Source organism: Streptomyces tendae (assembly GCF_008632955.1).
Taxonomy (GTDB): Bacteria; Actinomycetota; Actinomycetes; order Streptomycetales; family Streptomycetaceae; genus Streptomyces.
On the sequence record NZ_CP043959.1, the window covers coordinates 1390820 to 1414829 of the forward strand.

Consider the following 24010-nt stretch of genomic DNA (forward strand, 5'->3'; position numbering starts at 1 on the left):
CTCGTCCGGGCGCAGCAACTAAGCTGGTGATGCGCGTAGTTGAGGGACAACAGGGGGCGCCGCACGGGGCCCGGCGACATCCGCGAAGGAGCGTGCTGGTGCAGCGCACCGGACTGTACTACCCGTACGTCCACTTCCGTGACGCGGCGTGGATCAAGGCCGCCGCGCTCTACCTGCCGGAGATGGCCCGTGTGGTGCCCGACGGGTTCCGCGTGGCGGACCCGGACCACGTCCGTGTCCTGCGGGACGAGCTCGGCTTCGTTCAGGACATCGACCCCGCCCTCGCCGTCGAGGCGGCGTCCGGGCACCTGCTGCGGCTTGTGGCCGAGCACGGCGAGGAATTGCGGAACCGTTTCGGAGTGACCGTCCGGCAGGACGTGGTGGACGCCGAACCCGCGCCCCCCGGCGCCCGGACGCCAGCCGGCAGTCATGGGCATCGCTCCGGCCCGCCCTGGGAGCGACCGTTGGCGGGCCTGTATCCGGGGGAGATGTCACCGGCGCTCAGGCAGGCGCTGTCCGCCACCGGGCTGGCGGGCAGGCGCGTGCGCAGCAGCTTCAGCCATGGTGAGCCCGGTGTCTGGCTGGGCATGGACCCGGCGCTCGCCTGGGTGTACAAATGCGCGCTGACGGCCGAACTGGCGGCCGATACCGCCTTCCTGCCCGTCACCGACCAGGAAGCCGCCCACACCGCGGCCGACCCCTGGGACACCGAGCGGATGGCGGCGGTCCTCCTGGAGGGTGCTCCGGCCCCGGCCGGAACCGGTGACCTCACCGCACGGATCGGGGTGCTGTCCGTGCGGTGTGTGCTTCCTGCAGGGCTCGACGGGGTGCCGGCGGAGAAGATCGTGGCACTGCGCAAGAAGTACGAGCCGGAGTTCCTCGCCTACACGGACACCATCGACCGGACGGCGGCGGACCTCCGCGACGCGCTGGCCGGCATCCGCAGTCCGCACGCCCTGGACACGTACGTGCGGCAAGCGGTGCACAGGGAGTTCGAGGTGGCGCTGGTGAGTCTGCGCAAGGCCATGAACGGCGTCGGTCTCCAGACGATCACCACCTCCGTCAGCACCACGTTCGACACCCCCACCTCGGCGGCCCTGCTGAGCGGGCTGATCGGCACGGTCGGCGGGACCGTGGCGGGCAGTGCGGCGGGCATAGTGTCCGGCGTCGGCGCGACGGCCGTGGGCATCCTCGGGGCAGCCCGCTGCCGACGCGACGAAGTGCTCGCCGCCTCCCCGGTCAGCTTCCTGCTGCGGGTCGAGAACGGGCTGAACCCCCGCACGGCGGTTCGCCGGATCGGCCGCGCCCTGCGGCGGGGCGCCGGCGCGGGCGTGTAAGGGGCGCAACGGTGACCGCGGGCCGTCCGCCCGACCGGCGACGGCCCTCAGCACTCGATGATGTTCACCGCGAGACCGCCGCGCGCGGTCTCCTTGTACTTCACCGACATGTCCGCGCCGGTCTCCTTCATGGTCTTGATGACCTTGTCGAGGGACACCTTGTGCGAGCCGTCGCCGCGCATCGCCATCCGCGCCGCGGTGACGGCCTTCACCGCGGCCATGCCGTTGCGCTCGATGCAGGGGATCTGGACGAGGCCGCCGACCGGGTCGCAGGTCAGCCCGAGGTTGTGCTCCATGCCGATCTCGGCCGCGTTCTCCACCTGCTCCGGGGAGCCGCCCAGCACCTCGGCGAGGGCCCCCGCCGCCATCGAGCAGGCGGAGCCCACCTCGCCCTGGCAGCCGACCTCGGCGCCGGAGATGGAGGCGTTCTCCTTGAAGAGCATGCCGATGGCGCCGGCCGCGAGCAGGAAGCGGACCACGCCCTCCTCGTCCGCGCCGGGCACGAAGTTCATGTAGTAGTGCAGGACGGCCGGGATGATGCCGGCCGCGCCGTTGGTCGGCGCCGTGACGACCCGGCCGCCGGCCGCGTTCTCCTCGTTCACCGCCATCGCGTAGAGGGTGATCCACTCCATCGCGAGCGCCTGCGGGTCGCCCTCGGAGCGCAGCTTGCGGGCGGTGGTGGCGGCCCGGCGGCGGACCTTCAGGCCGCCCGGCAGGATGCCCTCGCGGGACATGCCCCGCTCCACGCAGGCCCGCATCACGCGCCAGATCTCCAGCAGACCCTCGCGGATCTCCTGCTCGGTCCGCCAGGCGCGCTCGTTCTCCAGCATCAGCGCGGAGATCGACAGCCCGGTCTCCTTCGTGAGGCGCAGCAGCTCGTCACCGGTGCGGAACGGGTACTTCAGGACGGTGTCGTCCAGCACGATGCGGTCCGCGCCCACCGCGTCCTCGTCGACGACGAAGCCGCCGCCCACCGAGTAGTACGTCTTGGCCAGCAGCTCGGCGCCGGAGGCGTCGTACGCCCACAGCGTCATGCCGTTGGCGTGGTAGGGCAGGGCCTTGCGGCGGTGCAGCACCAGGTCGTCGTCGTAGGTGAAGCCGATCTCGTGCTCGCCGAGCAGCCGGATCCGGCCGCCGTCCTTGATCTTCTCCACCCGCTCGTCGGCCGACTCCACGTCCACCGTGCGGGGCGAGTCGCCCTCCAGGCCGAGAAGCACCGCCTTGGGCGTGCCGTGGCCGTGCCCGGTCGCGCCCAGGGAGCCGTACAGCTCGGCGCGCACCGAGGCGACGGAGTTCAGCAGGTCCTCGTTGCGCAGCCGCCGGGCGAACATCCGGGCCGCCCGCATCGGGCCGACCGTGTGCGAGCTGGACGGGCCGATGCCGATCGAGAACAGGTCGAAGACCGAGATGGCCACGGGAGGACTCCTCAGGGTTCGGCGGACGACGCTGTCCACCGGGGGAAGGCGGTTCAGTGGATCGGGGGCGGTGAATCGTTCATGCGCTGCATGGTGCGGGGCACCGCGCCCACCGACCCAGTGTGCGCGATGCCCCGGATGTCCGTACAAAAAAGCGGACGAATTTACCGCAGACCGGGGTACAGCGGGTGCTTCGCGGCCAGCGCCGCGACCCGGCCGCGGAGCGCCTCGGTGTCGTACGACGGCTTCAGCGCCTCGGCGATCACGTCCGCGACCTCGGCGAAGTCCTCGGCCGTGAAGCCGCGGGTGGCCAGGGCGGGCGTGCCGATGCGCAGACCCGAGGTGACCATCGGCGGACGCGGGTCGTTCGGGATCGCGTTCCGGTTGACGGTGATGCCGACCTCGTGGAGCCGGTCCTCGGCCTGCTGGCCGTCCAGCTCCGAGTTCCGCAGGTCCACCAGCACCAGGTGCACGTCCGTGCCGCCGGACAGCACGTCCACGCCCACGGCCTTGACGTCGTCCCGCACCAGGCGCTCGGCCAGGATGCGCGCGCCCTCCAGGGTGCGGCGCTGGCGCTCCTTGAACTCCTCCGAGGCGCACACCTTGAAGGCGACCGCCTTGGCGGCGACCACGTGCTCCAGCGGACCGCCCTGCTGGCCCGGGAACACCGCGGAGTTGATCTTCTTGGCCAGCTCGGCCGTGGAGAGGATCACCCCGCCGCGCGGACCGCCGAGGGTCTTGTGCGTGGTGGTGGTCACCACGTGGGCGTGCGGCACCGGGTTCGGGTGCAGGCCCGCGGCGACCAGACCGGCGAAGTGTGCCATGTCGACCATGAGGTACGCGCCGACCTCGTCCGCGATCCGGCGGAACGCGGCGAAGTCCAGCTGACGCGGGTACGCCGACCAGCCGGCGACGATCAGCTTCGGCTTGTTCTCCTTGGCGAGGCGCTCGACCTCGGCCATGTCCACGACGCCGGTGTCGTCCACGTGGTACGCGACCACGTTGTAGAGCTTCCCGGAGAAGTTGATCTTCATGCCGTGGGTCAGGTGCCCGCCGTGCGCGAGGTTCAGACCCATGATCGTGTCGCCCGGCTTGAGCAGCGCGAACATCGCGGCCGCGTTGGCCTGGGCGCCCGAGTGCGGCTGGACGTTGGCGTGCTCGGCGCCGAAGAGCTCCTTGACCCGGTCGATCGCGATCTGCTCGATCACGTCGACGTGCTCGCAGCCGCCGTAGTAACGGCGGCCGGGGTAGCCCTCGGCGTACTTGTTGGTCAGGACCGAGCCCTGGGCCTCCATGACCGCGACCGGGGCGAAGTTCTCCGAGGCGATCATCTCGAGGGTGGACTGCTGCCGGTGCAGCTCCGCGTCGACCGCGGCGGCCACCGCCGGGTCGAGCTCGTGCAGGGGCGTGTTCAGAAGCGACATGCGGCTACGGCTCCTCAGCCCGCGATGAACGCGTCGTACTCGGCGGCGGACAGCAGGTCGGCAGGCTCGTCGGTGACTCGCACCTTGAACAGCCAGCCGCCCTCGAAGGGGGCCGAGTTCACCAGCGACGGGTCGTTCACCACGTCCTCGTTGATCTCGGTGACCTCGCCGGAGACGGGGGAGTACAGGTCGCTGACCGACTTGGTGGACTCCAGCTCGCCGCAGGTCTCGCCCGCGCTCACCGTGTCACCCGCCTCGGGGAGCTGGACGTAGACCACGTCGCCGAGCGCGTTGGCCGCGTGCTCCGTGATCCCGATGGTCGACACGCCGTCCTCGGCGGCCGACAGCCACTCGTGCTCCTTGCTGTAACGCAGCTGCTGGGGGTTGCTCATGGCCTGAATTCTCCTGTACGCGGAAGACTGCTGATGACGGGGGACAGCGCGGAGCGCGGCGGGGCGGGGACGAGGTGCCCGGTCCGGACGCGCGGGTCTGCCCGGGGGGTCGGCTACGACGGTGTCACTTCTGCCGCTTGTAGAACGGCAGCGCCACGACGTCGTACGGCTCGTGGCTGCCGCGGATGTCCACGCCGACACCCTCGGTGCCCGGCGCGGCGTGCCGCGCGTCGACGTAGGCCATGGCGATCGGCTTGCCCAGGGTGGGGGAGGGGGCACCGGAGGTGACCTCGCCGATCACCTCGCCGCCGGCCACCACCGGGTACCCGGCGCGCGGTACCCGGCGGCCCCGCGCGACCAGGCCGACCAGGACGCGGGGCGGGTTCTGCTCGGCACGCCCGGCGGCCTCGGCGAGGGCGGCGCGGCCCACGAAGTCGCCCTCCTTCTCGAACTTCACCACCCGGCCCAGACCGGCGTCGAACGGCGTGAGCGCGGTGCTCAGCTCGTTGCCGTACAGCGGCATGCCCGCCTCCAGGCGGAGCGTGTCACGGCAGGACAGGCCGCAGGGGACCAGGCCGTGGCCCTCGCCCGCCTTGGTCAGCGCCTGCCACAGCTCCACGGCGTGCTCCGGCTTCACGAACAGCTCGAACCCGTCCTCGCCGGTGTAGCCGGTGCGGGCGATGAGCGCGGGGACGCCCGCCACGGTGCCCGGCAGACCGGCGTAGTACTTCAGGCCGTCCAGGTCGGCGTCGGTGAGGCCGGCGAGGATGGCCGGGGACTCGGGGCCCTGCACGGCGAGCAGCGCGTAGGCGTCGCGGTCGTCGCGCACCTCGGCGTCGAAGCCGGCGGCCCTCTCGGTGAGCGCGTCCAGCACCACCTGGGCGTTGGAGGCGTTGGCCACGACCATGTACTCGGTCTCGCCGAGGCGGTAGACGATCAGGTCGTCCAGGATGCCGCCGTCCTCGCGGCAGATCATCGTGTAGCGGGCGCGGCCGGGCTTGACCCCGCCGATGTTGCCCACCAGGGCGTGGTCGAGCAGGGCGGCGGCCTGCGGTCCGGTCACCGCGATCTCGCCCATGTGGGAGAGGTCGAACAGGCCGGCCCGCGTGCGCACGGCGTTGTGCTCGTCGCGCTCGGAGCCGTAGCGCAGGGGCATGTCCCAGCCGGCGAAGTCGGTCATCGTCGCGCCGAGCGACCGGTGCAGGGCATCGAGCGCGGTGCGACGGGGTTCGGTACTGCTCATCGGTCGGTCTCCCAGGGGCAACGGGGGAAGCGAGGTCGTTCCTCCCCATCTGTCATCGGAACCTGAGAGGTTCGCCATGACCACCGACGGACGGCGGTCAGGACTTGCACCTTGGGTGGGGCCACTGGAGCACTGCTGCAGCGGCCCGCTTTTCAGATGTGCCTCGCCCGCGCGGTAACGGTGCCTGAGAGATTCAAGGGAGGGACTTGCTCCTTCGGCGCCCCGGCGGCACAGGGTGCCGGGGACTCTCCCGCGCGGATTCAAACGGCCGGTATGCAGTTGGCGGGCTCATCATTGCACGCATCGCCGGGGCGTGGCAGGGGGACCCTTATCAGGGGGTGCACAGGTCGTACGGGTCCGGTCACGGTGAGCTGTGACAGGGCTGTAGCGGTAAAGGCACGGAAACACGGGCGACCTGGCATTACCTTCTCTTTACACGCGGCGGGGATCGGACCCCATATCCGGCCCCAGGGGAGGACGACCACGGTGAACAGGCCCACGGCGTACGCCGGCACCCCAGGCGTCGCACTGCCGCGACAGCACGCGGACCGGGCCGACGGCACGGCTCCCGCGCCCGTCGTGCGCGATCTGCGCGACCGCGGCGGCCGCAGCCCGCGCGCCCTCCTCTTCGGCCCCCGCGACCTCGTCGTGGTCACCGGACTGCCCGGCAGCGGCAAGTCCACCCTGATGCGGCGCACGGTGCCCGGCACCCGCGTCGACTCCCAGGACACCCGTGACCGCTGGGACCACCGCATGCCGCGCCTGCTGCCCTACGCCGTGTACCGCCCGCTGGTCCGCCTCGCCCACTACGCGGGGCTGCGGCGCGCCCTGCGCTCCGGGGAGCCGGTCGTCGTGCACGACTGCGGCACGCAGGCCTGGGTGCGGCGCTGGCTGGCCCGCGAGGCCCGGCGGCGGGGCGCGGGCCTGCATCTGCTGTTACTGGACGTCACCCCCCAGCAGGCCCTCGCCGGGCAGCGCGAGCGCGGGCGGGGCGTGTCGCGCTACGCCTTCCGCCGCCACCGCACGGCCGGCAGGCGGCTGTTGCACGCGGTCGAGCGCGGCCTGCTGCCGGCGGGCTGCGCGTCGGCGGTGCTGGTCGACCGGGACGCGGCGGAGGCCCTGCGCCGGATCGGGTTCACCGGCTGACCGCGGATCGGGCGCCCGGCCGACCGGCTAGCCTTTCCAGCCACAGCAGTGGTACCAGGCAGGCGGTAGGCGACAGATGGACTTCCCGGCGGACTTCCCGGACCGGACGCACTCCCACCCGCACGGCGGGTGGCCCGGCAACGAACTGGAGGAGGCACTCTCCGCCTCCCTCGGCGTGCCCTCGGCAGCGGGGCGGATCGTCGAGGTGCTCGGCCGCAGCTTGCTGTGGGTGCCGCTGCCGAACGGCGGTGGTCCGCACAGCGGCCCGCTGGACCTGCCCACCATGGAACTGGACGGCCAGGCCTACGTGCCCGTCTTCAGCTCCGAGGAGCAGTTCCGCCAGGCCGTCGGCTCCCACATGGGCTTCACCGTCGCGCCCGCCGTGGAGTTCGCCCGCGGCCTGCCGCCGCAGGCCGGGATCGTGGTCAACCCCGGCGGCGTGGTCGCCGTACCGCTGCCCCCGCCGGCGGTGGCCGATCTGTGCCGGGCGGGGCACACCTCGCTGGACGGCCGGTCGAGCGGCGGCCGGGTCCGGCTGTTCGAACCGGACTGGCAGGACGACCCGGTGGACTTCCTCGCCGCGGCCTCGCAGGAGTTCGACGCGATCGGCGTGGTGACCACCGCCCGCCGCTGCCTGGCCGCCGTCGAGACGGCCGACCCGGTGCTGTTCGTCGGGGTGGAACTGCTGCACTGGGAGGGCGACCCCCGGGCGCTGCCGCTCGACGCCCTCGGCCGGGCGCTGGGCCGCAGCCCCGCCCGCTGGCCGGTCAGCCTCGTCGTCCTGGACGTGGCCCAGGACCCGGTGGCCGACTGGCTGCGCGCCAAGGTCCGGCCGTTCTACCAACGCGCCTGAGCGACCGGGGCGGGTCCGTGCCGCATCCTTGCGCGCACTGACCGCAGACCGCCGGAGGCCGTCGGCTTAAGCTAGACGCATTGGCCGGCTGGGTGTTGTACGGAGGGGCGATACAAGTGAGCGCTGGCACCGCGGCGGCCGGACAGGTCGAGCACATGCTGCGCCAGGTGACGCCCGGGCGTTACGACGCCTACGAGGCGTTGCTGCGCGCCCTGGCGACCCCGTCGTCCGGCCGGATCTGGATGCTGCTCTGGCACGGCCAGGCCGGCTCACCCGACGCCCAGTACGGAACCATGGAGGTCGACGGCCTCGGCTACGCGCCCTGCGTGACCTCCGCCCAGGAGCTGTCCGCCAGCGGCTGGAACCGTTCGTACGAGGTCGTCGACGGCCTCGAGGTGGCCCGCGCCCTGTACCCGGACCGCTACGGGCTCTGGCTCAACCCGCACGCGCCCGGCGGTGGTGTGGGCATCCCCTGGCTGGACCTGCGCCGGATCGCGAGCGGGCTGGACAGCCAGCCCGCCGGACCGCTGAGGCTGTCCGAACCGGCCATCGAGATCCCGCAGTTCTACGCCCTCCTCGCGCAGAACGCCCACCGCACCCCGGCCGTGCGGGCGCTGCGCCGCGCCTGGGTGCAGCCCGCGCTGGGCGCGCCCTACCTCGCCATCGGCCTGGAGGTCTACGACACCTCCCCGCCGGCCGTGGAGTCGGTGCGGACGATGATGCAGCAGTCGCTCGCCGCCGTGCCCGACGGGCTTCCGGTGTCCACCGTCGCCGTGTCCGACGAGCACGACCCGGTGGCGATGTGGCTGCGCGTCAACGCGCGCCCGTTCTACGACCGCGAGGCGCACGCCCCGGCTCCCGCTCCCGCCCCCGCGGCGGGGTACGGCTACCCGCAGGCGCCGCCCGCCCGTTTCTGAGACGCGCTGCGGAAACTGCGACGGCGGGGGGAGTTCTCCGCGCGTAGAACCGAACCAAAGGTCCGTATAAGTCTCCGATGTCCGAACTTGCCCCTGTCCGACCCCCGTTACCCCGCGTCCGCATAACGGAATCCCCCAGACAGCATCACGTTTACGCATCCATTCATCGTCAAGTCTGGCAAGCCGACGTCGAAGCGTTGAAGACTCCCGCACCAGGGGCGTTCGCCCTTTTGTACGACAGAGTGATGATGCCGCTACAGCGGCAAGTCAGGGCCGGTCACCGCCGGTTGAGAGGGGTCCCTGCCAGATGACGGCACCATTGCACGAGCCGACCGCCGAAGCGGCCCCGAGCGCGGCCGAGGAAGCGGCGGTCGCCGGCGACCGGAGCAAGGCGGTGCAGGGGCGTTCCCTGGGCCGGATCGCCTGGGAGCGTCTGAAGCGGGACAAGCTGGCCCTGACCGGTGGCGCCATCGTCGTGCTGCTCATCCTGGTCGCGGTGTTCGCGCCCCTGATCACCTCGCTCGTCGGGCAGGACCCCGAGACGCACCACGAGAACCTGATCGACCCGCTCTTCGGCACCCCGGTCGGCAGCCTCGGCGGCATCAGTGGCGACCACCTCCTCGGCATCGAGCCGGTGAACGGCCGCGACATCTTCGCCCGCATCGTCTACGGCGCCCGCATCTCGCTGCTCGTCGGCTTCCTGTCGGCCGTGGTCGCCGTCGTCCTCGGCACCATCCTGGGCACGCTCGCCGGCTTCTTCGGCGGCTGGGTCGACTCCCTCATCAGCCGGGTCATGGACGGTCTGCTGGCCTTCCCGCAGCTGCTGTTCATCATCGCCCTGGTCTCGGTCATGCCGAACAACATGCTGGGCCTGTCCGGCACCGGCGTCCGCCTGTTCGTGATGATCCTCGTCATCGGGTTCTTCGGCTGGCCCTACATCGGCCGCGTGGTCCGCGGCCAGACCCTCTCCATGCGCGAACGGGAGTACGTCGAAGCGGCACGCTCCCTCGGTGCCGGGCGGTTCTACATCCTGTTCAAGGAACTGCTGCCCAACCTGGTCGCGCCGATCATCGTGTACACGACGATGATGATCCCCACCAACATCCTCACCGAGGCGGCACTCAGCTTCCTGGGCGTGGGCGTCAAGCCGCCCACGGCCTCCTGGGGGCAGATGCTCTCGAGCGCGATCGACTACTACAAGTCGGACCCGATGTACATGGTCATCCCGGGTGTGGCGATCTTCGTCACCGTGCTCGCCTTCAACCTCTTCGGCGACGGCGTGCGTGACGCGCTCGACCCGAAGGGCTCCCGCTGAACTGCCGTACCGCACCACTTCCCGTGGCACCACGGGGTCTCTCATCTAATCCGGAGGATCCGAGATCGTGACTACCCAACGCACCTCAGGGCGGCGCAAGCAGGCCATGGCCGCTGCCGCAGTGGTCGCCGCGCTGCTGACCACAGCGGCGTGCGGCGGCGGCGGTGACAGCGACGGCGGGGGATCGAAGAACGGCGCGGCCGGCTTCGACGCCGCGAACAACAAGGTCGCCCAGGCCGAAGCGGTCAAGAAGGGCGGCACCCTGAAGTTCGCCGGTGCCCAGGACGCCGACTCGTGGGACACCACGCGCGGCTACTACGGCTTCATGTGGAACTTCTCCCGCTACTACGCCCGCCAGCTGGTCACGAACGCCACGGAGCCGGGCGAGGCCGGCGCCGGTGTGGTTCCGGACCTGGCCACCTCCACCGCCAAGGTCACCGACGACGGCAAGACCTACACGTACACCCTGCGCGACGGTGTCACGTGGGAGGACGGCAAGCCGATCACGTCGAAGGACATCAAGTACGGCATCGAGCGCGTCTGGGCGCAGGACGTGCTGTCCGGCGGTCCGACGTACCTCAAGGAGGTGCTCGACCCCAAGGGTGAGTACGCCGGCCCGTACAAGGACAAGTCCAAGGACAAGCTGGGCCTGAAGGCCATCGAGACGCCGGACGACAAGACCATCGTCTTCAAGCTCCCGAAGGCCAACTCGGACTTCGAGGAGATGCTGGCGCTCACCTCCGCCTCCCCGGTCCGCCAGGACAAGGACACCAAGTCCAAGTACGGCCTGCACCCGTTCTCCTCGGGTCCGTACAAGTTCGAGTCCTACAGCCCCGGCAAGGACCTGACCCTGGTCCGCAACACCGAGTGGAAGCAGGAGTCGGACCCGGTCCGCAAGGCGTACCCGGACAAGATCACGGTCAAGTTCTTCACGAACGCCAACGAGCTGGACGCCCGCCTCATCGCCGGTGACTACGACCTGGACATCAACCAGACCGGCATGTCGCCGCAGGGCCGCACCACCGCCCTGCAGGAGCACAAGGGCAACCTGGACAACCCGGTCTCCGGTTACGTCCGTTACGCGGTCTTCCCGCAGAGCGTGAAGCCGTTCGACAACATCCACTGCCGCAAGGCGGTCCTCTACGGGGCCGACCACGTCTCGCTGCAGAACGCGCGCGGTGGCCCGGTCGCGGGTGGCGACATCGGCACCAACATGCTGCCGCCGTCCGTCCCGGGTGCCGAGGGCCAGAAGTACGACCCGTACGAGATGGCCGGTGCCAACAAGAGCGGCAACGTCGCCAAGGCCAAGGAGGAGCTGAAGCTCTGCGGCCAGCCCAACGGCTTCAAGACCACCATCGCGGTGCGTAACAACAAGCCGGTCGAGGTGGCCACCGCCGAGTCGCTCCAGGCGTCGCTGAAGAAGGTCGGCATCACGGCCGAGATCGACCAGTACGACGGCTCGCAGACCGCCGGCATCATCGGCAGCCCGGCCAACGTGGTCAAGAAGAACTACGGCATCATCATCATGGGCTGGGGCCCGGACTTCCCGTCCGTCCAGGGCTACGGTCTCCCGCTGTGGCACAGCGACTACATCCTCGAGAGCGGCAACAACAACTACGCCCTCATCAAGGACAAGACGATCGACGGCCTGTTCGACCAGTACGTCAACACGCTTGACGACGCCGGCAAGACCAAGATCGCCACGGAGATCAACCACAAGGTCATGGAGGGCGGCTACTACCTGCCCTTCGTCTTCGAGAAGTTCATCAACTGGCGCTCCAGCCGACTGGCGAACGTGTACACCTCCGACGGCTACAGCGGAATGTACGACTTCGTCAACCTCGGTCTGACGGACGCGAAGTAACCGGTACACCCGCCGTACGGCACGAAAGGCAGGTGAAGGCCGGCGCGGCGTGAGCGTGGGCCGCCGGACGTCCCCCCATCGCCCACAAGGCGTGGGGGGACCCCACCGGCGGCCCGCGGTCCGCAGCGGGCCGTAAGCTGTGCTCGCTTACCTCATCAGGCGGCTGTTCGCCGCCGCAGTGATGCTCGTGGTCATCATCCTGGTGGTCTTCGGCATCTTCTTCCTCGTCCCGAAGTGGGCGGGGGTCGACATCGCCACGAGCTTCGTGGGCAAGCAGGCCGACCCCGCGGCCGTCGAGGGCGTGCGGCAGAAGCTGGGCCTCGACGAACCGATCTTCATCCAGGCCTGGGAGTTCTTCAAGGGCATCTTCGCCGGTCGCACCTACTCCGGCGGCGGAGACGTCACCCACTGCGCCGCGCCGTGCTTCGGCTACTCGTTCCGCAGTGAGCAGGCCGTCTGGCCGGTGCTGACCGAGCGTTTCCCGGTCACCCTGGCCCTGGCCCTCGGTGCGGCCGTGCTGTGGCTGATCTTCGGCCTGGCGGCGGGTGTGCTCTCCGCGCTCAAGCGCGGGACCCTGTGGGACCGCGGCGCGATGGTCGTCGCGCTGGCCGGCGTCTCCCTCCCGATCTACTTCACGGGCCTCATCAGCCTGGCGATCTTCTCCCACGGACTCGGCTGGATCGACGCGGAGTTCGTGCCCCTGGAGGACAGCTTCAGCGGCTGGGTCGGCGGCATGATCCTGCCCTGGATCACCCTGGCCTTCCTGTACGCCGCGATGTACGCCCGGATCACCCGCGCGACGATGCTGGAGATCCTCGGTGAGGACTACATCCGCACCGCGCGCGCCAAGGGTCTGAAGGAACAGGTCGTCATCCGCAAGCACGCCATGCGCTCGACGATGACCCCGATCCTGACCATGCTCGGCATGGACATCGGCGCCCTGATGGGCGGCGCGATCCTGACCGAGACGACGTTCAGCCTCCCCGGCCTGGGCCAGAAGGTGCTGGACGCCATCCGCAACCAGGACCTGCCCTTCATCCTGGGCGTCGTCCTGATCACTTCTCTCGCGGTGCTGATCGCCAACCTCGTGGTGGACATTCTGTACGCCGTGATCGACCCCCGAGTGAGGCTCGCATGACCGACCTGAGCAAGACCGGCGCGGCCGTCGGCGAGCCCACCGCGGGCTCGCCGGCCCCCTCCGCCTTCCTGGAGGTCCGCGACCTCAAGGTGCACTTCCCCACCGACGACGGCCTGGTGAAGTCCGTCGACGGGCTGAGCTTCCAGCTGGAGAAGGGCAAGACCCTCGGCATCGTGGGCGAGTCCGGCTCCGGCAAGTCGGTGACCTCGCTCGGCATCATGGGTCTGCACACCGCCGGCCAGTACGGCAAGCGCAAGGCGCAGATATCCGGCGAGATCTGGCTGGACGGCACGGAGCTGCTGTCGGCCGACCCGGACCACGTCCGCCGGCTGCGCGGGCGTGAGATGGCGATGATCTTCCAGGACCCGCTGTCCGCGCTGCACCCGTACTACACGATCGGCCAGCAGATCGTGGAGGCGTACCGGATCCACCACGACGTCGACAAGAAGACCGCCCGCCGCCGGGCCGTGGAGATGCTCGACCGTGTCGGCATCCCGCAGCCCGACAAGCGCGTGGACAACTACCCGCACGAGTTCTCCGGCGGTATGCGCCAGCGCGCGATGATCGCGATGTCGCTGGTGAACAACCCCGAGCTGCTCATCGCCGACGAGCCGACCACCGCGCTCGACGTGACGGTGCAGGCGCAGATCCTGGACCTGATCCGCGACCTGCAGAAGGAGTTCGGCTCCGCGGTCATCGTCATCACCCACGACCTGGGCGTCGTCGCCGAACTCGCCGACGACATCCTGGTGATGTACGGCGGCCGCTGCGTGGAGCGGGGCCCGGCGGAGAAGGTCTTCTACGAGCCGCGTCACCCCTACACCTGGGGTCTGCTCGGCTCGATGCCGCGACTGGACCGCGACCAGCAGGAGCGGCTGATCCCCGTCAAGGGATCCCCGCCCTCGCTGATCAACGTGCCGTCCGGCTGCGCCTTCAACCCGCGCTGCCCGTACGCCGACGTCCCCAAGGACGACGTCACCCGCACCGTCCGCCCCGAGCTCACCGAGGTCGGCAGCCGGCACTGGGCCGCCTGCCACATGTCCGCGGAGCAGCGGGAGCGAATCTGGACCGAAGAGATTGCGCCGAAGCTGTGAGCGAGAACTCCAAGGACGCAGCCGTGACGATTCCCGCCCAGAGCGACGGCGCCGCCGCCACCTCCGGCGGTGACGTCCTGCTGAAGGTGACGGGGCTGCAGAAGCACTTCCCGATCAAGAAGGGCCTGCTCCAGCGGCAGGTCGGCGCGGTGCACGCGGTGGACGGCCTGGACTTCGAGGTCCGCTCCGGCGAGACCCTCGGCGTGGTGGGCGAGTCGGGCTGCGGCAAGTCCACGATGGGCCGGCTGATCACCCGGCTGCTGGAGCCGACCGGCGGCACCATCGAGTTCGAGGGCAAGGACATCACGCACCTCGGCGTCTCGGGCATGCGCCCGATGCGCCGCGACGTGCAGATGATCTTCCAGGACCCGTACTCGTCGCTGAACCCGCGCCACACCATCGGCACCATCGTCGGCGCTCCCTTCAAGCTGCAGGGCGTCGAGCCCGAGGGCGGCGTGAAGAACGAGGTCCAGCGGCTGCTGTCGGTCGTGGGTCTGAACCCCGAGCACTACAACCGCTACCCGCACGAGTTCTCCGGCGGTCAGCGCCAGCGCATCGGCATCGCCCGCGCGCTCGCGCTCAAGCCGAAGCTGGTGGTGGCCGACGAGCCGGTGTCCGCCCTGGACGTCTCCATCCAGGCGCAGGTCGTCAACCTGCTGGACGACCTCCAGCAGGAGCTGGGCCTGACGTACGTCATCATCGCCCACGACCTGTCGGTGGTCCGGCACGTGTCGGACCGCATCGCGGTGATGTACCTCGGCAAGATCGTCGAGCTGGCCGACCGGGACGCGCTGTACCGGGCGCCGATGCACCCGTACACCAAGGCCCTGATGTCGGCCGTGCCGATCCCGGACCCCAAGCGCAGGGGCGCCAAGAGCGAGCGCATCCTGCTCAAGGGCGACGTGCCCTCGCCGATCTCCCCGCCGAGCGGCTGCCGCTTCCACACGCGGTGCTGGAAGGCGACGGAGATCTGCCGGACCACGGAGCCGCCGCTGCTGGAGCTGCGTCCGGGCCAGCGCGTGGCCTGCCACCACCCGGAGAACTTCGCGGACCAGGCCCCGCAGGACACCGTCCTGCTGACGGCCGCCAAGGAGGCCACGGAGCTGGTGGGCGCCGCCGCCCTGGAGGAGTCGGCGGAGACCTCGGCGGCGGTCGCCGCGGAGTCTGCGGCTTCCGAGCCGGCGAAGACGGAGAAGTCCGCCGCCGCGCCGGCCGTGGCGGAGAAGTCCGCGTCGGACGAGCCCGTCAAGGCGGAGAAGTCCGAGCCGGCGAAGCCCGCGAAGGACGAGCCGGCCGAGGTGGACAAGCCCGCGAAGGACGAGCTCGCCACGGCGGAGAAGCCCGAGCCGGCGAAGCCCGCCAAGGCGGAGAAGTCCGCTGCGGCGCAGGCCGAGGCGGATGCGTCCGCGTCGGAGGAGGCCGCCGTGGTGGAGAAGCCCGCGTCGGACGAGCCCGCCACGGCGGAGAAGCCCGCGTCGGACGAGCCCGTCAAGGCGGAGAAGTCCGAGCCGGCGAAGCCCGCGAAGGACGAGCCGGCCGAGGTGGACAAGCCGCGAAGGACGAGCTCGCCACGGCGGAGAAGCCCGAGCCGGCGAAGCCCGCCAAGGCGGAGAAGTCCGCTGCGGCGCAGGCCGAGGCGGATGCGTCCGCGTCGGAGGAGGCCGCCGGGGCGGAGGAGGCCGCCGCTGAGGAACCCGCCGCGGGGGAGACCTCCGGCGAGCAGTCCTCGGACAAGTAAGCCAGCCGAAGCCCCTGCCTTGCTTTGCAAGGCGGGGGCTTTCGCATGGGTAAGAATGTATGGGTGCTCCAGCAACTGTTCAGCCCGTCCGTCCTGCATGTGCTCGACCTGATCGGCATCTTCGTGTTCGCCATCTCCGGCGCCCTGCTGGCCGTCCGGAAGAACTTCGACGTGTTCGGGATCGCCGTGGTCGCCGAGGTCACCGCCCTGGGCGGCGGCCTCTTCCGCGACCTGGTCATCGGCGCGGTGCCACCCGCCGCCTTCACGGACCTGGGGTACTTCGTCACCCCGCTGCTGGCCAGCACCCTGGTGTTCTTCCTGCACCCGCACGTGGAGCGCATCCAGGCCGCCGTCAACGTCTTCGACGCGGCCGGCCTCGGCCTCTTCTGTGTCGTCGGCACCACCAAGGCGTACGACTACGGGCTGGGCCTGACCGCCTCCGCCTGCCTGGGGCTGGCCACGGCGGTCGGCGGCGGTGTGCTGCGCGACGTCCTCGCCAATGAGGTGCCCTCGCTGCTGCGCTGGGACCGCGACCTGTACGCCGTCCCCGCCATCGTCGGCGCCACCATGGTCGCGCTGTGCCTGCGCTTCGACGTGCTCAACGCGGCGACCAGCACCACGGCTGCCGTCACCGCCTTCATACTGCGGCTGCTCGCCATGCACTACCACTGGCGCGCGCCCCGCGCCTGGCACCGCCGGTCCACGGTCAGTGAGGAGCAGCCGCCCCTCTGAGTCCGGAGGACGGAGCAAAGCTACCGCTTAGTATTATCTTCTTGTACTGTTCACCCATGCCAGAAGCAGCCTCCGCCCAGGCCACCCGGGCCGTCATCGGCGCCAGTGAGTTCGACCGCGACACCACGCTCACCGCGCGGGCGCCCGGCGTCTACGACATCGACCTCTCCGCCGGCTGGACGATCATCAACGCCGTCAACGGCGGCTACCTGCTGGCCGTCCTGGGCCGCGCGCTCGCGGACACGCTGCCGCACTCCGACCCGTTCACCGTCTCCGCGCACTATCTGACGGCCTCCCAGCCGGGTCCGGCGGTCGTCCGTACCGAGACCGTGCGCACCGGGCGGACGCTGTCCACCGGCCAGGCCTCCCTGTTCCAGCTCGACGAGCAGGGCAACGAGGTGGAGCGCATCCGCGTCCTCGCCTCCTACGGCGACCTCGGCTCCCTCCCGGACGACGTCCGTACGACGGCCCGGCCGCCCGCGCTGCCGCCCATGGACCAGTGCTTCGGTCCCGAGGACGGCCCCGCCCCCGTCGACGGGAGCTCCGCCATCACCGGCCGGCTGATGCTGAAGCTGGACCCGTCGACACTCGGCTGGGCGCTCGGCAAGCCCTCCGGCAAGGGAGAGATGCGGGCCTGGTTCGGTCTGGCCGACGGCCGGGACCCCGACCCGCTGGCGCTGCTGCTCGCGGTGGACGCGCTGCCGCCGACCGCCTTCGAGATGGGCCTGACCGGCTGGGTGCCGACGGTGGAGCTGACCGTCCACGTGCGCTGCCGCCCGGCCCCGGGTCCGCTGCGTGTCTCGATCACCACCCGCAACCTCGCGGGCGGCTTCCTGGAGGAGGATGCCGAGGTCTGGGACAGCGCCGACCGCCTCGTCGCGCAGTCCCGGCAGCTGGCACGGGTCCGGCTGAGCTGAGCCGACGACGAAGGGCGGCGGAGGCGGTCGTCCACTCCGCCGCCCTTCGCCGTGCCGTCGTGCCGTCGTGCGGTCATGCGGTCGTGCCGTCGGGTGTCGTGCTGCCGGTCACCGGCCGCCGGCCGCGTCCGGCTCGTCGAGCCAGTGCCGCCGTCCGACGTGGATGAGCCGCAACTGCCGCTCCGCGAGCCGCGACACCCGCTCCCGTGCCGCCGCCGCACCCGCCGGCGCCTCCAGGAAGAGCGACGCGGTGATCAGCATCTGGTCCACGTAGAGCTGCGCCAGCATCAGCAGGTCCTCCTCGCTCCAGCCCGCCGACTCCGCGTCCCCGGCCAGCGCCTCCCCGACCTCCGCCGTGAACCGGGCGAGCTGCCGCTGTATCGCCTCGCGGACCGGGCGGACCCCGCCGTGCCGTTCCCGCGCGATGAACCGGACGTGGGCGGGGTACGCGTCCACATGACCGGCGATCAACTCGATGGCGCGTGCGATGCGTTCCGGTCCGTCGCCGGCCGGGGTCACCGTCGTCCGGATCATCGGGTGCAGACTGCCCAGGGCCTGCTCGACCAGGGCCACGCCCAGGTCCTCGATCGAGCGGAAGTGCCGGTAGAAGGCGGTCGGCGCGATGCCGACGGCACGGGTCACCTCACGCAGGCCCAGGCTGCTCAGACTCTGTCCCTCCAGCAGCTCCAGCGCCGCGTCGAGGAGCGCCTGCCGGGTCTTCTGCTTCTGGGCCTGGCGGATGCCGGACGTGTGACTCATACCATGCAGTTAACAACTGTTCTCCCAAATTGAAAAGTGATGAGGCGCGCTAGGCTGGGAAGTCAGTGAACAAGTGTTACTACAACCGTTCACCCAACTTGGGGGATCCGACTCATGCTGTTCCTCGTCGCCGCTCTGCTGCTGCTCGGCCTCGTCCTGGGCGCCGTCGCACACGCGCCGCTGACCTTCTCCGTCGCCGTCGGCGCGGTCATCGCCGTCTGGCTCGGTGTCTTCGCCCTGCGCGAGCACCAGGGCCGCAACCGCGGCACCTCGGCGCGCTGACCGGCGCCCGCACCCCGGGCGTCCCGCCACGCCCCACCACCAGCCCCTTTCGACCCAAGGAGCCGAACACCATGCAGCTCACCGCAGAGGCCGGCCGCCGCACCGGGATCCGGGACACCGACGGCATGGCCGTCGCGTCCTTCGTCCTCGGCCTGCTCGGCCTGCTCGTCCTCAACGTCTTCCTCGGCCCGAGCGCCATCGTGCTGGCCTCGGTGGCCCTGTGGCGCGGCACCGCCCGCCGCGGCCGGGCCCTGCTCGGGCTCGGACTGGGCGTCGCCGACCTCGTCGTCCTCGTCGCGTTCATGCAGGCCGACGGCACGATCTCCTGGAGCTTCTGACCAGGCGTCCCGCCGCGGCCCCCGGCTGCGCCGCACCCCGGCCCACCGTGATCCGTGTGTGGTGCACCGGGCCCCGTAGAATCGGCCCCACCATGGCTTACCTCGACCACGCCGCGACCACCCCGATGCTTCCCGAGGCAGTCGAGGCGCTCACCGCGCACCTGGGCGTCACCGGCAACGCCTCCTCCCTGCACGCGGCCGGCCGCCGCGCCCGGCGCACCGTCGAGGAGGCCCGCGAGACCCTCGCCGAAGCACTCGGCGCACGCCCCAGCGAGATCGTGTTCACCTCTGGCGGGACGGAGGCCGACAACCTCGCCGTGAAGGGCCTGTACTGGGCCCGCCGCGACGCGGACCCGGCCCGCACCCGGGTCCTCGCCAGCCCCGTCGAGCATCACGCCGTCCTGGACGCCGTCCACTGGCTCGGCGAGCACGAGGGCGCCACCGTCGAGTACCTCCCCGTGGACCCGCACGGCCGGGTCCACCCCGACGCCCTGCGCGAGGCCGTCGCCCGCAACCCCGACGACGTCGCCCTCGCCACCGTCATGTGGGCCAACAACGAGATCGGGACGCTCCTGCCGGTCACCGAACTCGCGGCGGTCGCCGCCGAGTTCGGTGTCCCCCTGCACTCCGACGCGGTCCAGGCCTTCGGCCAGGTGCCGGTGGACTTCGGCGCGTCCGGGCTCGCCGCGATGACCGTCTCCGGCCACAAGATCGGCGGTCCGTACGGCATCGGCGCCCTGGTCCTCGGCCGCGAGCACACCCCCGTGCCCGTGCTGCACGGCGGGGGACAGGAGCGTCATGTGCGCTCCGGCACCCTCGACGTGCCCGCCGTCGCCTCGTTCGCCGTCGCCGGGCGGCTCGCCGCCGAGCAGCGGGAGTGGTTCGCCCGCGAGATCGGACGGCTGCGCGACGACCTGGTCGCCGCGGTGCTCGAGGCCGTCCCCGACGCGATCCTGGGCGGCGACCCCGCCCCCGGCGGCCGGCTTCCGGCCAACGCCCACTTCACCTTCCCCGGCTGCGAGGGCGACTCCCTGCTGCTCCTCCTGGACGCGCAGGGCATCGAGTGCTCCACCGGCTCCGCCTGCACCGCGGGCGTGGCCCAGCCCAGCCACGTTCTCCTCGCCACCGGCACCGACCCCGACCTGGCCCGCGGCACCCTGCGCTTCTCCCTCGGCCACACCTCGACCGACGCCGACGTGACAGCCCTGGCCAAGGCCATCGGCCCCGCGGTGGAACGCGCCCGGGCGGCGGGCCTGAGCTGAGGCGCCGGCGCTCCGGGGCCCTAGCCGCCCGTGCCGTCGGCCGTGGTGGCCGTGCGGCCCTGGTCCGCCTGGGCGGTGCCGGCGCGGCGGACCAGTTTCAGGTAGCGGTTCCAGTCCCAGTGCGGGCCCGGGTCGGTGTGGTCGGTGCCGGGCACCTCGACGTGCCCGATGATGTGCTCACGGTCGACCGGGATGTCGTACCGCGCGCATATCCGGGCCGTCAGGCGGGCCGAGGCCGCGTACATCGCGTCGGTGAAGTCCTCCGGGCGGTCCACGAAGCCCTCGTGCTCGATGCCGACACTGCGTTCGTTGTAGTCGCGGTTGCCCGCGTGGTACGCCACGTCCAGCTCGCGGATCATCTGCGTGATCCGGCCGTCCTTGCCGACGATGTAGTGCGCCGCCGCCTTGTGCCCCGGGTTCTGGAACGCCTTCACCGCGCTGTCCAGGCTCCCTTGGGTGACATGCACGACCACCATGTCGATGCCGAAGTCGTCCGGCCGGTCCGCGCCGCGCCAGTTGGCGTCCGAGGCCGCGACCCAGCGGGCGCCCGCGAAGTCGACCGCGCCGGGCGTGCGCGGCTTGTCGACGCCGGGAAGCCGCCACCACAGCCGCCCCAGCTCGTCGCGCGCCAGCGCCGCCGTGCCTGCCGCGGCCGCCAGTCCGCCCACGATCAGTGCGCGCCGGCCTATGCGCCGATCGCCGTCCTCGCCCGCTCCCTTGGCCCCCATGTGATCGTGAACGGATATCCGGGGGCCGTGGTTCCCGCGGCCCCCTTACCCTGGAGGGGCTATGACTGACACCCCGCAGCGCACCCGCCCCCTCCGCGTCCTGGCCGCCATGTCCGGAGGCGTCGACTCCGCCGTCGCCGCCGCCCGTGCCGCCGAAGCGGGCCACGACGTGACCGGCGTCCACCTCGCGCTCTCCGCGAACCCGCAGTCGTTCCGCACCGGCGCCCGGGGCTGCTGCACCATCGAGGACTCCCGCGACGCCCGCCGGGCCGCCGACGTCATCGGCATCCCGTTCTACGTGTGGGACCTCGCCGACCGCTTCCGCGAGGACGTCGTCGAGGACTTCGTCGCCGAGTACGAGGCCGGCCGCACCCCCAACCCGTGCCTGCGCTGCAACGAGAAGATCAAGTTCGCGGCGCTGCTCGACAAGGCGCTCGCGCTGGGCTTCGACGCCGTCTGCACCGGCCACTACGCCAAGGTGATCCTGCGCGAGGACGGTACCCGCGAACTGCACCGCGCCTCCGACATGGCCAAGGACCAGAGCTACGTCCTCGGCGTGCTCGACGACCGCCAGCTCGCCCACGCCCTGTTCCCGCTCGGCGACACGGTCACCACCAAGGACGAGATCCGTGCCGAGGCCGAGCGCCGGGGCCTGGCCGTGGCCAAGAAGCCCGACTCGCACGACATCTGCTTCATCGCCGACGGCGACACCCAGGGCTTCCTCGCGCGCCGCCTCGGCCGCGCCGAGGGCGACATCGTCGACGAGTCCGGCAGCAAGATCGGCACCCACGAGGGCGCGTACGGCTTCACCATCGGCCAGCGCAAGGGCCTGCGGATCGGCACCCCCGCCCCCGACGGCAAGCCCCGCTACGTCCTGGACATCTCCCCGGTGGACAACACCGTCACCGTCGGCCCGGCGGCCTCCCTGGACGTCACCGCGCTCACCGCGATCCGCCCCCGCTGGTGCGGCGCCGCCCCGACAGGCCCCGGCACCTACACCGCCCAGTTGCGCGCCCACGGCGGCGAGACCGAGGTGACGGCCGAACTGGTCGGCGAGGAGCTGCGCGTGCGCTTCACCGAGCCCGTGCGCGGCGTCGCCCCCGGCCAGGCGGTCGTGCTGTACGACGGGACGCGCGTGGTGGGTTCGGCGACCATCGCCTCGACGGAGCGGGCGACGGCGGACGTGGCCTGACCCGGCCCGCCCGCGCGGCGGTCACCGTGGGAGGACCGCGTAGGGGTCACCGTGCGGGGACCGTGCGGCGGTCGCCGTGCGAGGACGACGCGGCGCTTCACCGCGCGAAGAACTCCGCCAGCACCGGTGCCAGCACGTCCGGTTCGGCCATGTGGGTCTGGCCCCCCAGGGTGCGGTACGCGCCCCGGGGGACCGACTCGGCGATCGCCCGCGCCGCCTGCCGCATCCACGCCGGGCTCGCGTCGCCCGCGATCGACAGCACCGGCACCGGGATCGACGCCAGCAGCTCCCGCGGCACGCCCCCGCCGCCCATCACGGCGTCGTCGTACGCGAGGCTCGGCGCCATCGACTCCATGCCGCCCCACATCGGCGACTGCCGCGCGCTCCCGATCACCCCGTCGCCCAGCCCGGTCAGCCGCAGGAAGAGCTCCACCGCGTCGCCACGGCGCCCCTCCTCCAGGGCCGCCGTCAGCCGCTCGGTGTACCGGGCGCGCTCCGCGAGGTCGTCCTCCGACATGGCGTACGGCGTCTCGTACACCGCGACCTGGCGTACCGGCAGTCCGCTCGCCGCCGCCCGCAGCGCCAGCGCGCCGCCCGAGGAGACGCCGTACAGCGCCGCCTCGCCGCCCACCGCCTCGATCAGCGCCGCCAGGTCCTCCACCTCGCGCTCCACCGCGTACGGAGGCGTGTCGCCGCTCGCGCCCCGGCCACGGCGGTCGTAGACGACCACCCGGAACCGCTCGGAGAGCGGGGCGGCCAGCGGCGCCACCGTGGCGCCCGTCGACATGGCGCCGCTGACGAGGACGATCGTGGCGCCGCGCCCGGCGCTCTCGTACGCCAGGGAGGTGCCGTCGCGCGAGGAGATGTTCTTGTCCATGTCTCACCAGACTGCCGCACGGCGCGGTGTTCGTCGGTGAGGCGGGCGGCGCGTCAGCCGATCGCAACCCTCGGGGCGACCGGCCGGGCCGGCCGGTCAGTCCAGCTCCACCTCGTAGAAGCACAGGTGGTCCTTGATCGCGGCCACGCCCGGCTTCGGCTCGGGGTACGCCCACACCAGGTCCGCCGCGTCCGGCAGCGACCAGTACGACGCGGTCCCCTTGAACGGGCAGTGCGTGTGCGTCGCGGACGGCGTCAGCAGATCCAGGCGCACGTCCTGCGGCGGGATGTAGTAGCGCGCGGGGCAGCCCGTCTCGTGCAGCACCAGCGCGCGGTCGCTCTCCGCCAGCACCTGCCCGTCGCGCACCACGCGCACGTGCCGGTCGCTGGGCTCGACGGTGATGCGATGGCCTGTGGTCACGGCGTCCTCCTCGGTGATCGGGTCCGACGGTTACAGCACGCCCCGGGGCGGCCTTCTTCCCGAGCGTAGGCTGGCCCCCGTGAACATCTGCGTCTTCCTCTCCGCCGCCGACCTCGCCGACCGCTACACCACTCCCGCGCGCGAGTTCGCGCGGCTGATCGGCAAGGGCGGGCACACCCTGGTCTGGGGCGGCTCCGACGTCGGCCTGATGAAGGTCGTCGCCGACGGGGTGGAGGAGACCGGCGGCCGGCTCCTCGGCGTCTCGGTGGAGTTCCTCTCCGCGAAGGCCCGCCAGGGCGTCGACGAGATGGTCGTCGCCAAGGACCTCGCCGAGCGCAAGCGGCTGCTGCTGGAGAAGGCCGACGCGGTCGTCATCATGGTGGGCGGCACCGGCACCCTCGACGAGGCGACGGAGATCCTGGAGCTGAAGAAGCACGGGCACACCGACATGCCCGTGGTGCTGCTCAACACCGCCGGGTTCTACGACGGGCTCAAGGAGCAGTTCCACCGCATGGAGGCGGAGGGCTTCCTGCCCCGCCCGCTGAACGAGCTGGTCTTCTTCGCCGAGGAGCCGGTGGGCGCGCTGGCCTACCTGGAGGAGAGCCGGGGCATCGCCTGACCGGCGAG

Annotated in this window: 23 protein-coding genes, 1 pseudogene and 2 riboswitches; of the genes and pseudogenes, 16 read left to right on the top strand and 8 right to left on the bottom strand. The window is 71.4% G+C overall.

Annotation, left to right across the window (positions count from 1 at the left end):
- The first annotated feature begins 98 nt into the window (after positions 1-98).
- Positions 99-1337, top strand: coding sequence for a DUF6236 family protein (locus F3L20_RS06570; protein ID WP_240810853.1), 1239 nt, complete (start codon positions 99-101; stop codon positions 1335-1337).
- 47 nt (positions 1338-1384) lie between these two features.
- On the opposite strand, the gene F3L20_RS06575 is transcribed toward F3L20_RS06570, so the two are convergent.
- From F3L20_RS06575 to gcvT, 4 genes are all read right to left on the bottom strand, one after another.
- Positions 1385-2752, bottom strand: coding sequence for an L-serine ammonia-lyase (locus F3L20_RS06575; protein ID WP_150153010.1), 1368 nt, complete (start codon positions 2750-2752; stop codon positions 1385-1387).
- 164 nt (positions 2753-2916) lie between these two features.
- Positions 2917-4176, bottom strand: a complete 1260-nt coding sequence (gene glyA / locus F3L20_RS06580) for a serine hydroxymethyltransferase (RefSeq protein ID WP_145830180.1) — start codon at positions 4174-4176, stop codon at positions 2917-2919.
- 14 nt (positions 4177-4190) lie between these two features.
- On the bottom strand, positions 4191-4568 hold the full coding sequence (gcvH, locus tag F3L20_RS06585; RefSeq protein WP_145830181.1) for a glycine cleavage system protein GcvH: 378 nt from the start codon (positions 4566-4568) through the stop codon (positions 4191-4193).
- A gap of 124 nt (positions 4569-4692) precedes the next feature.
- Positions 4693-5811: a glycine cleavage system aminomethyltransferase GcvT gene (gene gcvT / locus F3L20_RS06590; protein ID WP_150153012.1), complete on the bottom strand. Its 1119-nt coding sequence runs from the start codon at positions 5809-5811 to the stop codon at positions 4693-4695.
- 39 nt (positions 5812-5850) lie between these two features.
- Positions 5851-5973: riboswitch (glycine riboswitch) on the bottom strand.
- Positions 5974-6074: riboswitch (glycine riboswitch) on the bottom strand.
- 223 nt (positions 6075-6297) lie between these two features.
- Between gcvT and F3L20_RS06595 the strand changes: the two genes are divergently transcribed.
- The 10 genes and pseudogenes from F3L20_RS06595 (at position 6298) to F3L20_RS06640 (ending at position 17525) form a co-directional block, all read left to right on the top strand.
- On the top strand, positions 6298-6957 hold the full coding sequence (locus F3L20_RS06595; RefSeq protein WP_150153014.1) for an AAA family ATPase: 660 nt from the start codon (positions 6298-6300) through the stop codon (positions 6955-6957).
- 76 nt (positions 6958-7033) lie between these two features.
- Complete coding sequence (locus F3L20_RS06600) at positions 7034-7810, top strand: enhanced serine sensitivity protein SseB (RefSeq protein ID WP_150153016.1); 777 nt, start codon at positions 7034-7036, stop codon at positions 7808-7810.
- A gap of 155 nt (positions 7811-7965) precedes the next feature.
- Positions 7966-8727 carry an enhanced serine sensitivity protein SseB C-terminal domain-containing protein gene (locus F3L20_RS06605; RefSeq protein ID WP_150157242.1) on the top strand — a complete coding sequence of 254 codons (762 nt, stop codon included), beginning with the start codon at positions 7966-7968 and terminating at the stop codon, positions 8725-8727.
- 307 nt (positions 8728-9034) lie between these two features.
- Positions 9035-10042, top strand: a complete 1008-nt coding sequence (locus F3L20_RS06610) for an ABC transporter permease (RefSeq protein ID WP_145830185.1) — start codon at positions 9035-9037, stop codon at positions 10040-10042.
- A gap of 67 nt (positions 10043-10109) precedes the next feature.
- Positions 10110-11906: an ABC transporter substrate-binding protein gene (locus tag F3L20_RS06615; RefSeq protein WP_145830186.1), complete on the top strand. Its 1797-nt coding sequence runs from the start codon at positions 10110-10112 to the stop codon at positions 11904-11906.
- A 139-nt stretch (positions 11907-12045) separates the two neighbouring features.
- Positions 12046-13044 carry an ABC transporter permease gene (locus F3L20_RS06620; protein WP_145830187.1) on the top strand — a complete coding sequence of 333 codons (999 nt, stop codon included), beginning with the start codon at positions 12046-12048 and terminating at the stop codon, positions 13042-13044.
- On the top strand, positions 13041-14138 hold the full coding sequence (locus tag F3L20_RS06625) for an ABC transporter ATP-binding protein (protein ID WP_145830188.1): 1098 nt from the start codon (positions 13041-13043) through the stop codon (positions 14136-14138). The genes F3L20_RS06620 and F3L20_RS06625 overlap by 4 nt, the downstream gene beginning before the upstream one ends.
- A gap of 23 nt (positions 14139-14161) precedes the next feature.
- Positions 14162-15320 (top strand): annotated as a pseudogene (locus F3L20_RS06630) (ABC transporter ATP-binding protein); the annotation flags it as partial.
- A gap of 619 nt (positions 15321-15939) precedes the next feature.
- Positions 15940-16608: a trimeric intracellular cation channel family protein gene (locus F3L20_RS06635; protein ID WP_150157243.1), complete on the top strand. Its 669-nt coding sequence runs from the start codon at positions 15940-15942 to the stop codon at positions 16606-16608.
- 56 nt (positions 16609-16664) lie between these two features.
- Positions 16665-17525, top strand: a complete 861-nt coding sequence (locus tag F3L20_RS06640; protein WP_150153018.1) for a thioesterase family protein — start codon at positions 16665-16667, stop codon at positions 17523-17525.
- Positions 17526-17633: 108 nt separating this feature from the next.
- On the opposite strand, the gene F3L20_RS06645 is transcribed toward F3L20_RS06640, so the two are convergent.
- Entirely contained in the window at positions 17634-18284 is a 651-nt protein-coding gene (locus F3L20_RS06645; RefSeq protein WP_150153020.1) for a TetR family transcriptional regulator, read from the bottom strand.
- A gap of 114 nt (positions 18285-18398) precedes the next feature.
- Here F3L20_RS06645 and F3L20_RS06650 point away from each other — a divergent pair, with 114 nt between their 5' ends.
- From F3L20_RS06650 to F3L20_RS06660, 3 genes are all read left to right on the top strand, one after another.
- Positions 18399-18566: a hypothetical protein gene (locus F3L20_RS06650; RefSeq protein WP_145830191.1), complete on the top strand. Its 168-nt coding sequence runs from the start codon at positions 18399-18401 to the stop codon at positions 18564-18566.
- Positions 18567-18637: 71 nt separating this feature from the next.
- Entirely contained in the window at positions 18638-18904 is a 267-nt protein-coding gene (locus F3L20_RS06655; RefSeq protein WP_024888053.1) for a hypothetical protein, read from the top strand.
- Positions 18905-18996: 92 nt separating this feature from the next.
- Positions 18997-20166: a cysteine desulfurase family protein gene (locus F3L20_RS06660; protein WP_145830193.1), complete on the top strand. Its 1170-nt coding sequence runs from the start codon at positions 18997-18999 to the stop codon at positions 20164-20166.
- A 20-nt stretch (positions 20167-20186) separates the two neighbouring features.
- Here F3L20_RS06660 and F3L20_RS06665 read toward each other — a convergent pair whose 3' ends face one another.
- Positions 20187-20894, bottom strand: coding sequence for an N-acetylmuramoyl-L-alanine amidase (locus tag F3L20_RS06665; protein ID WP_150153022.1), 708 nt, complete (start codon positions 20892-20894; stop codon positions 20187-20189).
- A gap of 61 nt (positions 20895-20955) precedes the next feature.
- Here F3L20_RS06665 and mnmA point away from each other — a divergent pair, with 61 nt between their 5' ends.
- Positions 20956-22086, top strand: a complete 1131-nt coding sequence (mnmA, locus tag F3L20_RS06670) for a tRNA 2-thiouridine(34) synthase MnmA (protein WP_150153024.1) — start codon at positions 20956-20958, stop codon at positions 22084-22086.
- A gap of 97 nt (positions 22087-22183) precedes the next feature.
- Here mnmA and F3L20_RS06675 read toward each other — a convergent pair whose 3' ends face one another.
- Together F3L20_RS06675 and F3L20_RS06680 are read right to left on the bottom strand one after the other, a co-directional pair.
- Positions 22184-22963 (bottom strand): alpha/beta fold hydrolase, encoded by a 780-nt coding sequence (locus F3L20_RS06675; RefSeq protein WP_150153026.1) that lies wholly within the window; start codon positions 22961-22963, stop codon positions 22184-22186.
- 96 nt (positions 22964-23059) lie between these two features.
- The gene (locus tag F3L20_RS06680) at positions 23060-23383 is read right to left on the bottom strand and encodes a DUF427 domain-containing protein (RefSeq protein ID WP_145830197.1); all 324 of its coding nucleotides are present in this window, start codon (positions 23381-23383) and stop codon (positions 23060-23062) included.
- 79 nt (positions 23384-23462) lie between these two features.
- On the opposite strand from F3L20_RS06680, the gene F3L20_RS06685 reads away from it, so the two are divergent.
- Positions 23463-24002, top strand: coding sequence for a TIGR00730 family Rossman fold protein (locus F3L20_RS06685; RefSeq protein WP_167534480.1), 540 nt, complete (start codon positions 23463-23465; stop codon positions 24000-24002).
- The last annotated feature ends 8 nt before the right edge of the window (positions 24003-24010 follow it).

Bases quoted from the DNA above. Each gene is read 5' to 3' on its own strand.
- glyA (WP_145830180.1), bottom strand. From the start codon at position 4,176: ATGTCGCTTCTGAACACGCCCCTGCACGAGCTCGACCCGGCGGTGGCC.
- gcvH (WP_145830181.1), bottom strand. From the start codon at position 4,568: ATGAGCAACCCCCAGCAGCTGCGTTACAGCAAGGAGCACGAGTGGCTG.
- gcvT (WP_150153012.1), bottom strand. From the start codon at position 5,811: ATGAGCAGTACCGAACCCCGTCGCACCGCGCTCGATGCCCTGCACCGG.
- F3L20_RS06600 (WP_150153016.1), top strand. From the start codon at position 7,034: ATGGACTTCCCGGCGGACTTCCCGGACCGGACGCACTCCCACCCGCAC.
- F3L20_RS06605 (WP_150157242.1), top strand. From the start codon at position 7,966: ATGCTGCGCCAGGTGACGCCCGGGCGTTACGACGCCTACGAGGCGTTG.
- F3L20_RS06610 (WP_145830185.1), top strand. From the start codon at position 9,035: ATGACGGCACCATTGCACGAGCCGACCGCCGAAGCGGCCCCGAGCGCG.
- F3L20_RS06625 (WP_145830188.1), top strand. From the start codon at position 13,041: ATGACCGACCTGAGCAAGACCGGCGCGGCCGTCGGCGAGCCCACCGCG.
- F3L20_RS06640 (WP_150153018.1), top strand. From the start codon at position 16,665: ATGCCAGAAGCAGCCTCCGCCCAGGCCACCCGGGCCGTCATCGGCGCC.
- F3L20_RS06645 (WP_150153020.1), bottom strand. From the start codon at position 18,284: ATGAGTCACACGTCCGGCATCCGCCAGGCCCAGAAGCAGAAGACCCGG.
- F3L20_RS06650 (WP_145830191.1), top strand. From the start codon at position 18,399: ATGCTGTTCCTCGTCGCCGCTCTGCTGCTGCTCGGCCTCGTCCTGGGC.
- F3L20_RS06655 (WP_024888053.1), top strand. From the start codon at position 18,638: ATGCAGCTCACCGCAGAGGCCGGCCGCCGCACCGGGATCCGGGACACC.
- F3L20_RS06660 (WP_145830193.1), top strand. From the start codon at position 18,997: ATGGCTTACCTCGACCACGCCGCGACCACCCCGATGCTTCCCGAGGCA.
- F3L20_RS06665 (WP_150153022.1), bottom strand. From the start codon at position 20,894: ATGGGGGCCAAGGGAGCGGGCGAGGACGGCGATCGGCGCATAGGCCGG.
- mnmA (WP_150153024.1), top strand. From the start codon at position 20,956: ATGACTGACACCCCGCAGCGCACCCGCCCCCTCCGCGTCCTGGCCGCC.
- F3L20_RS06675 (WP_150153026.1), bottom strand. From the start codon at position 22,963: ATGGACAAGAACATCTCCTCGCGCGACGGCACCTCCCTGGCGTACGAG.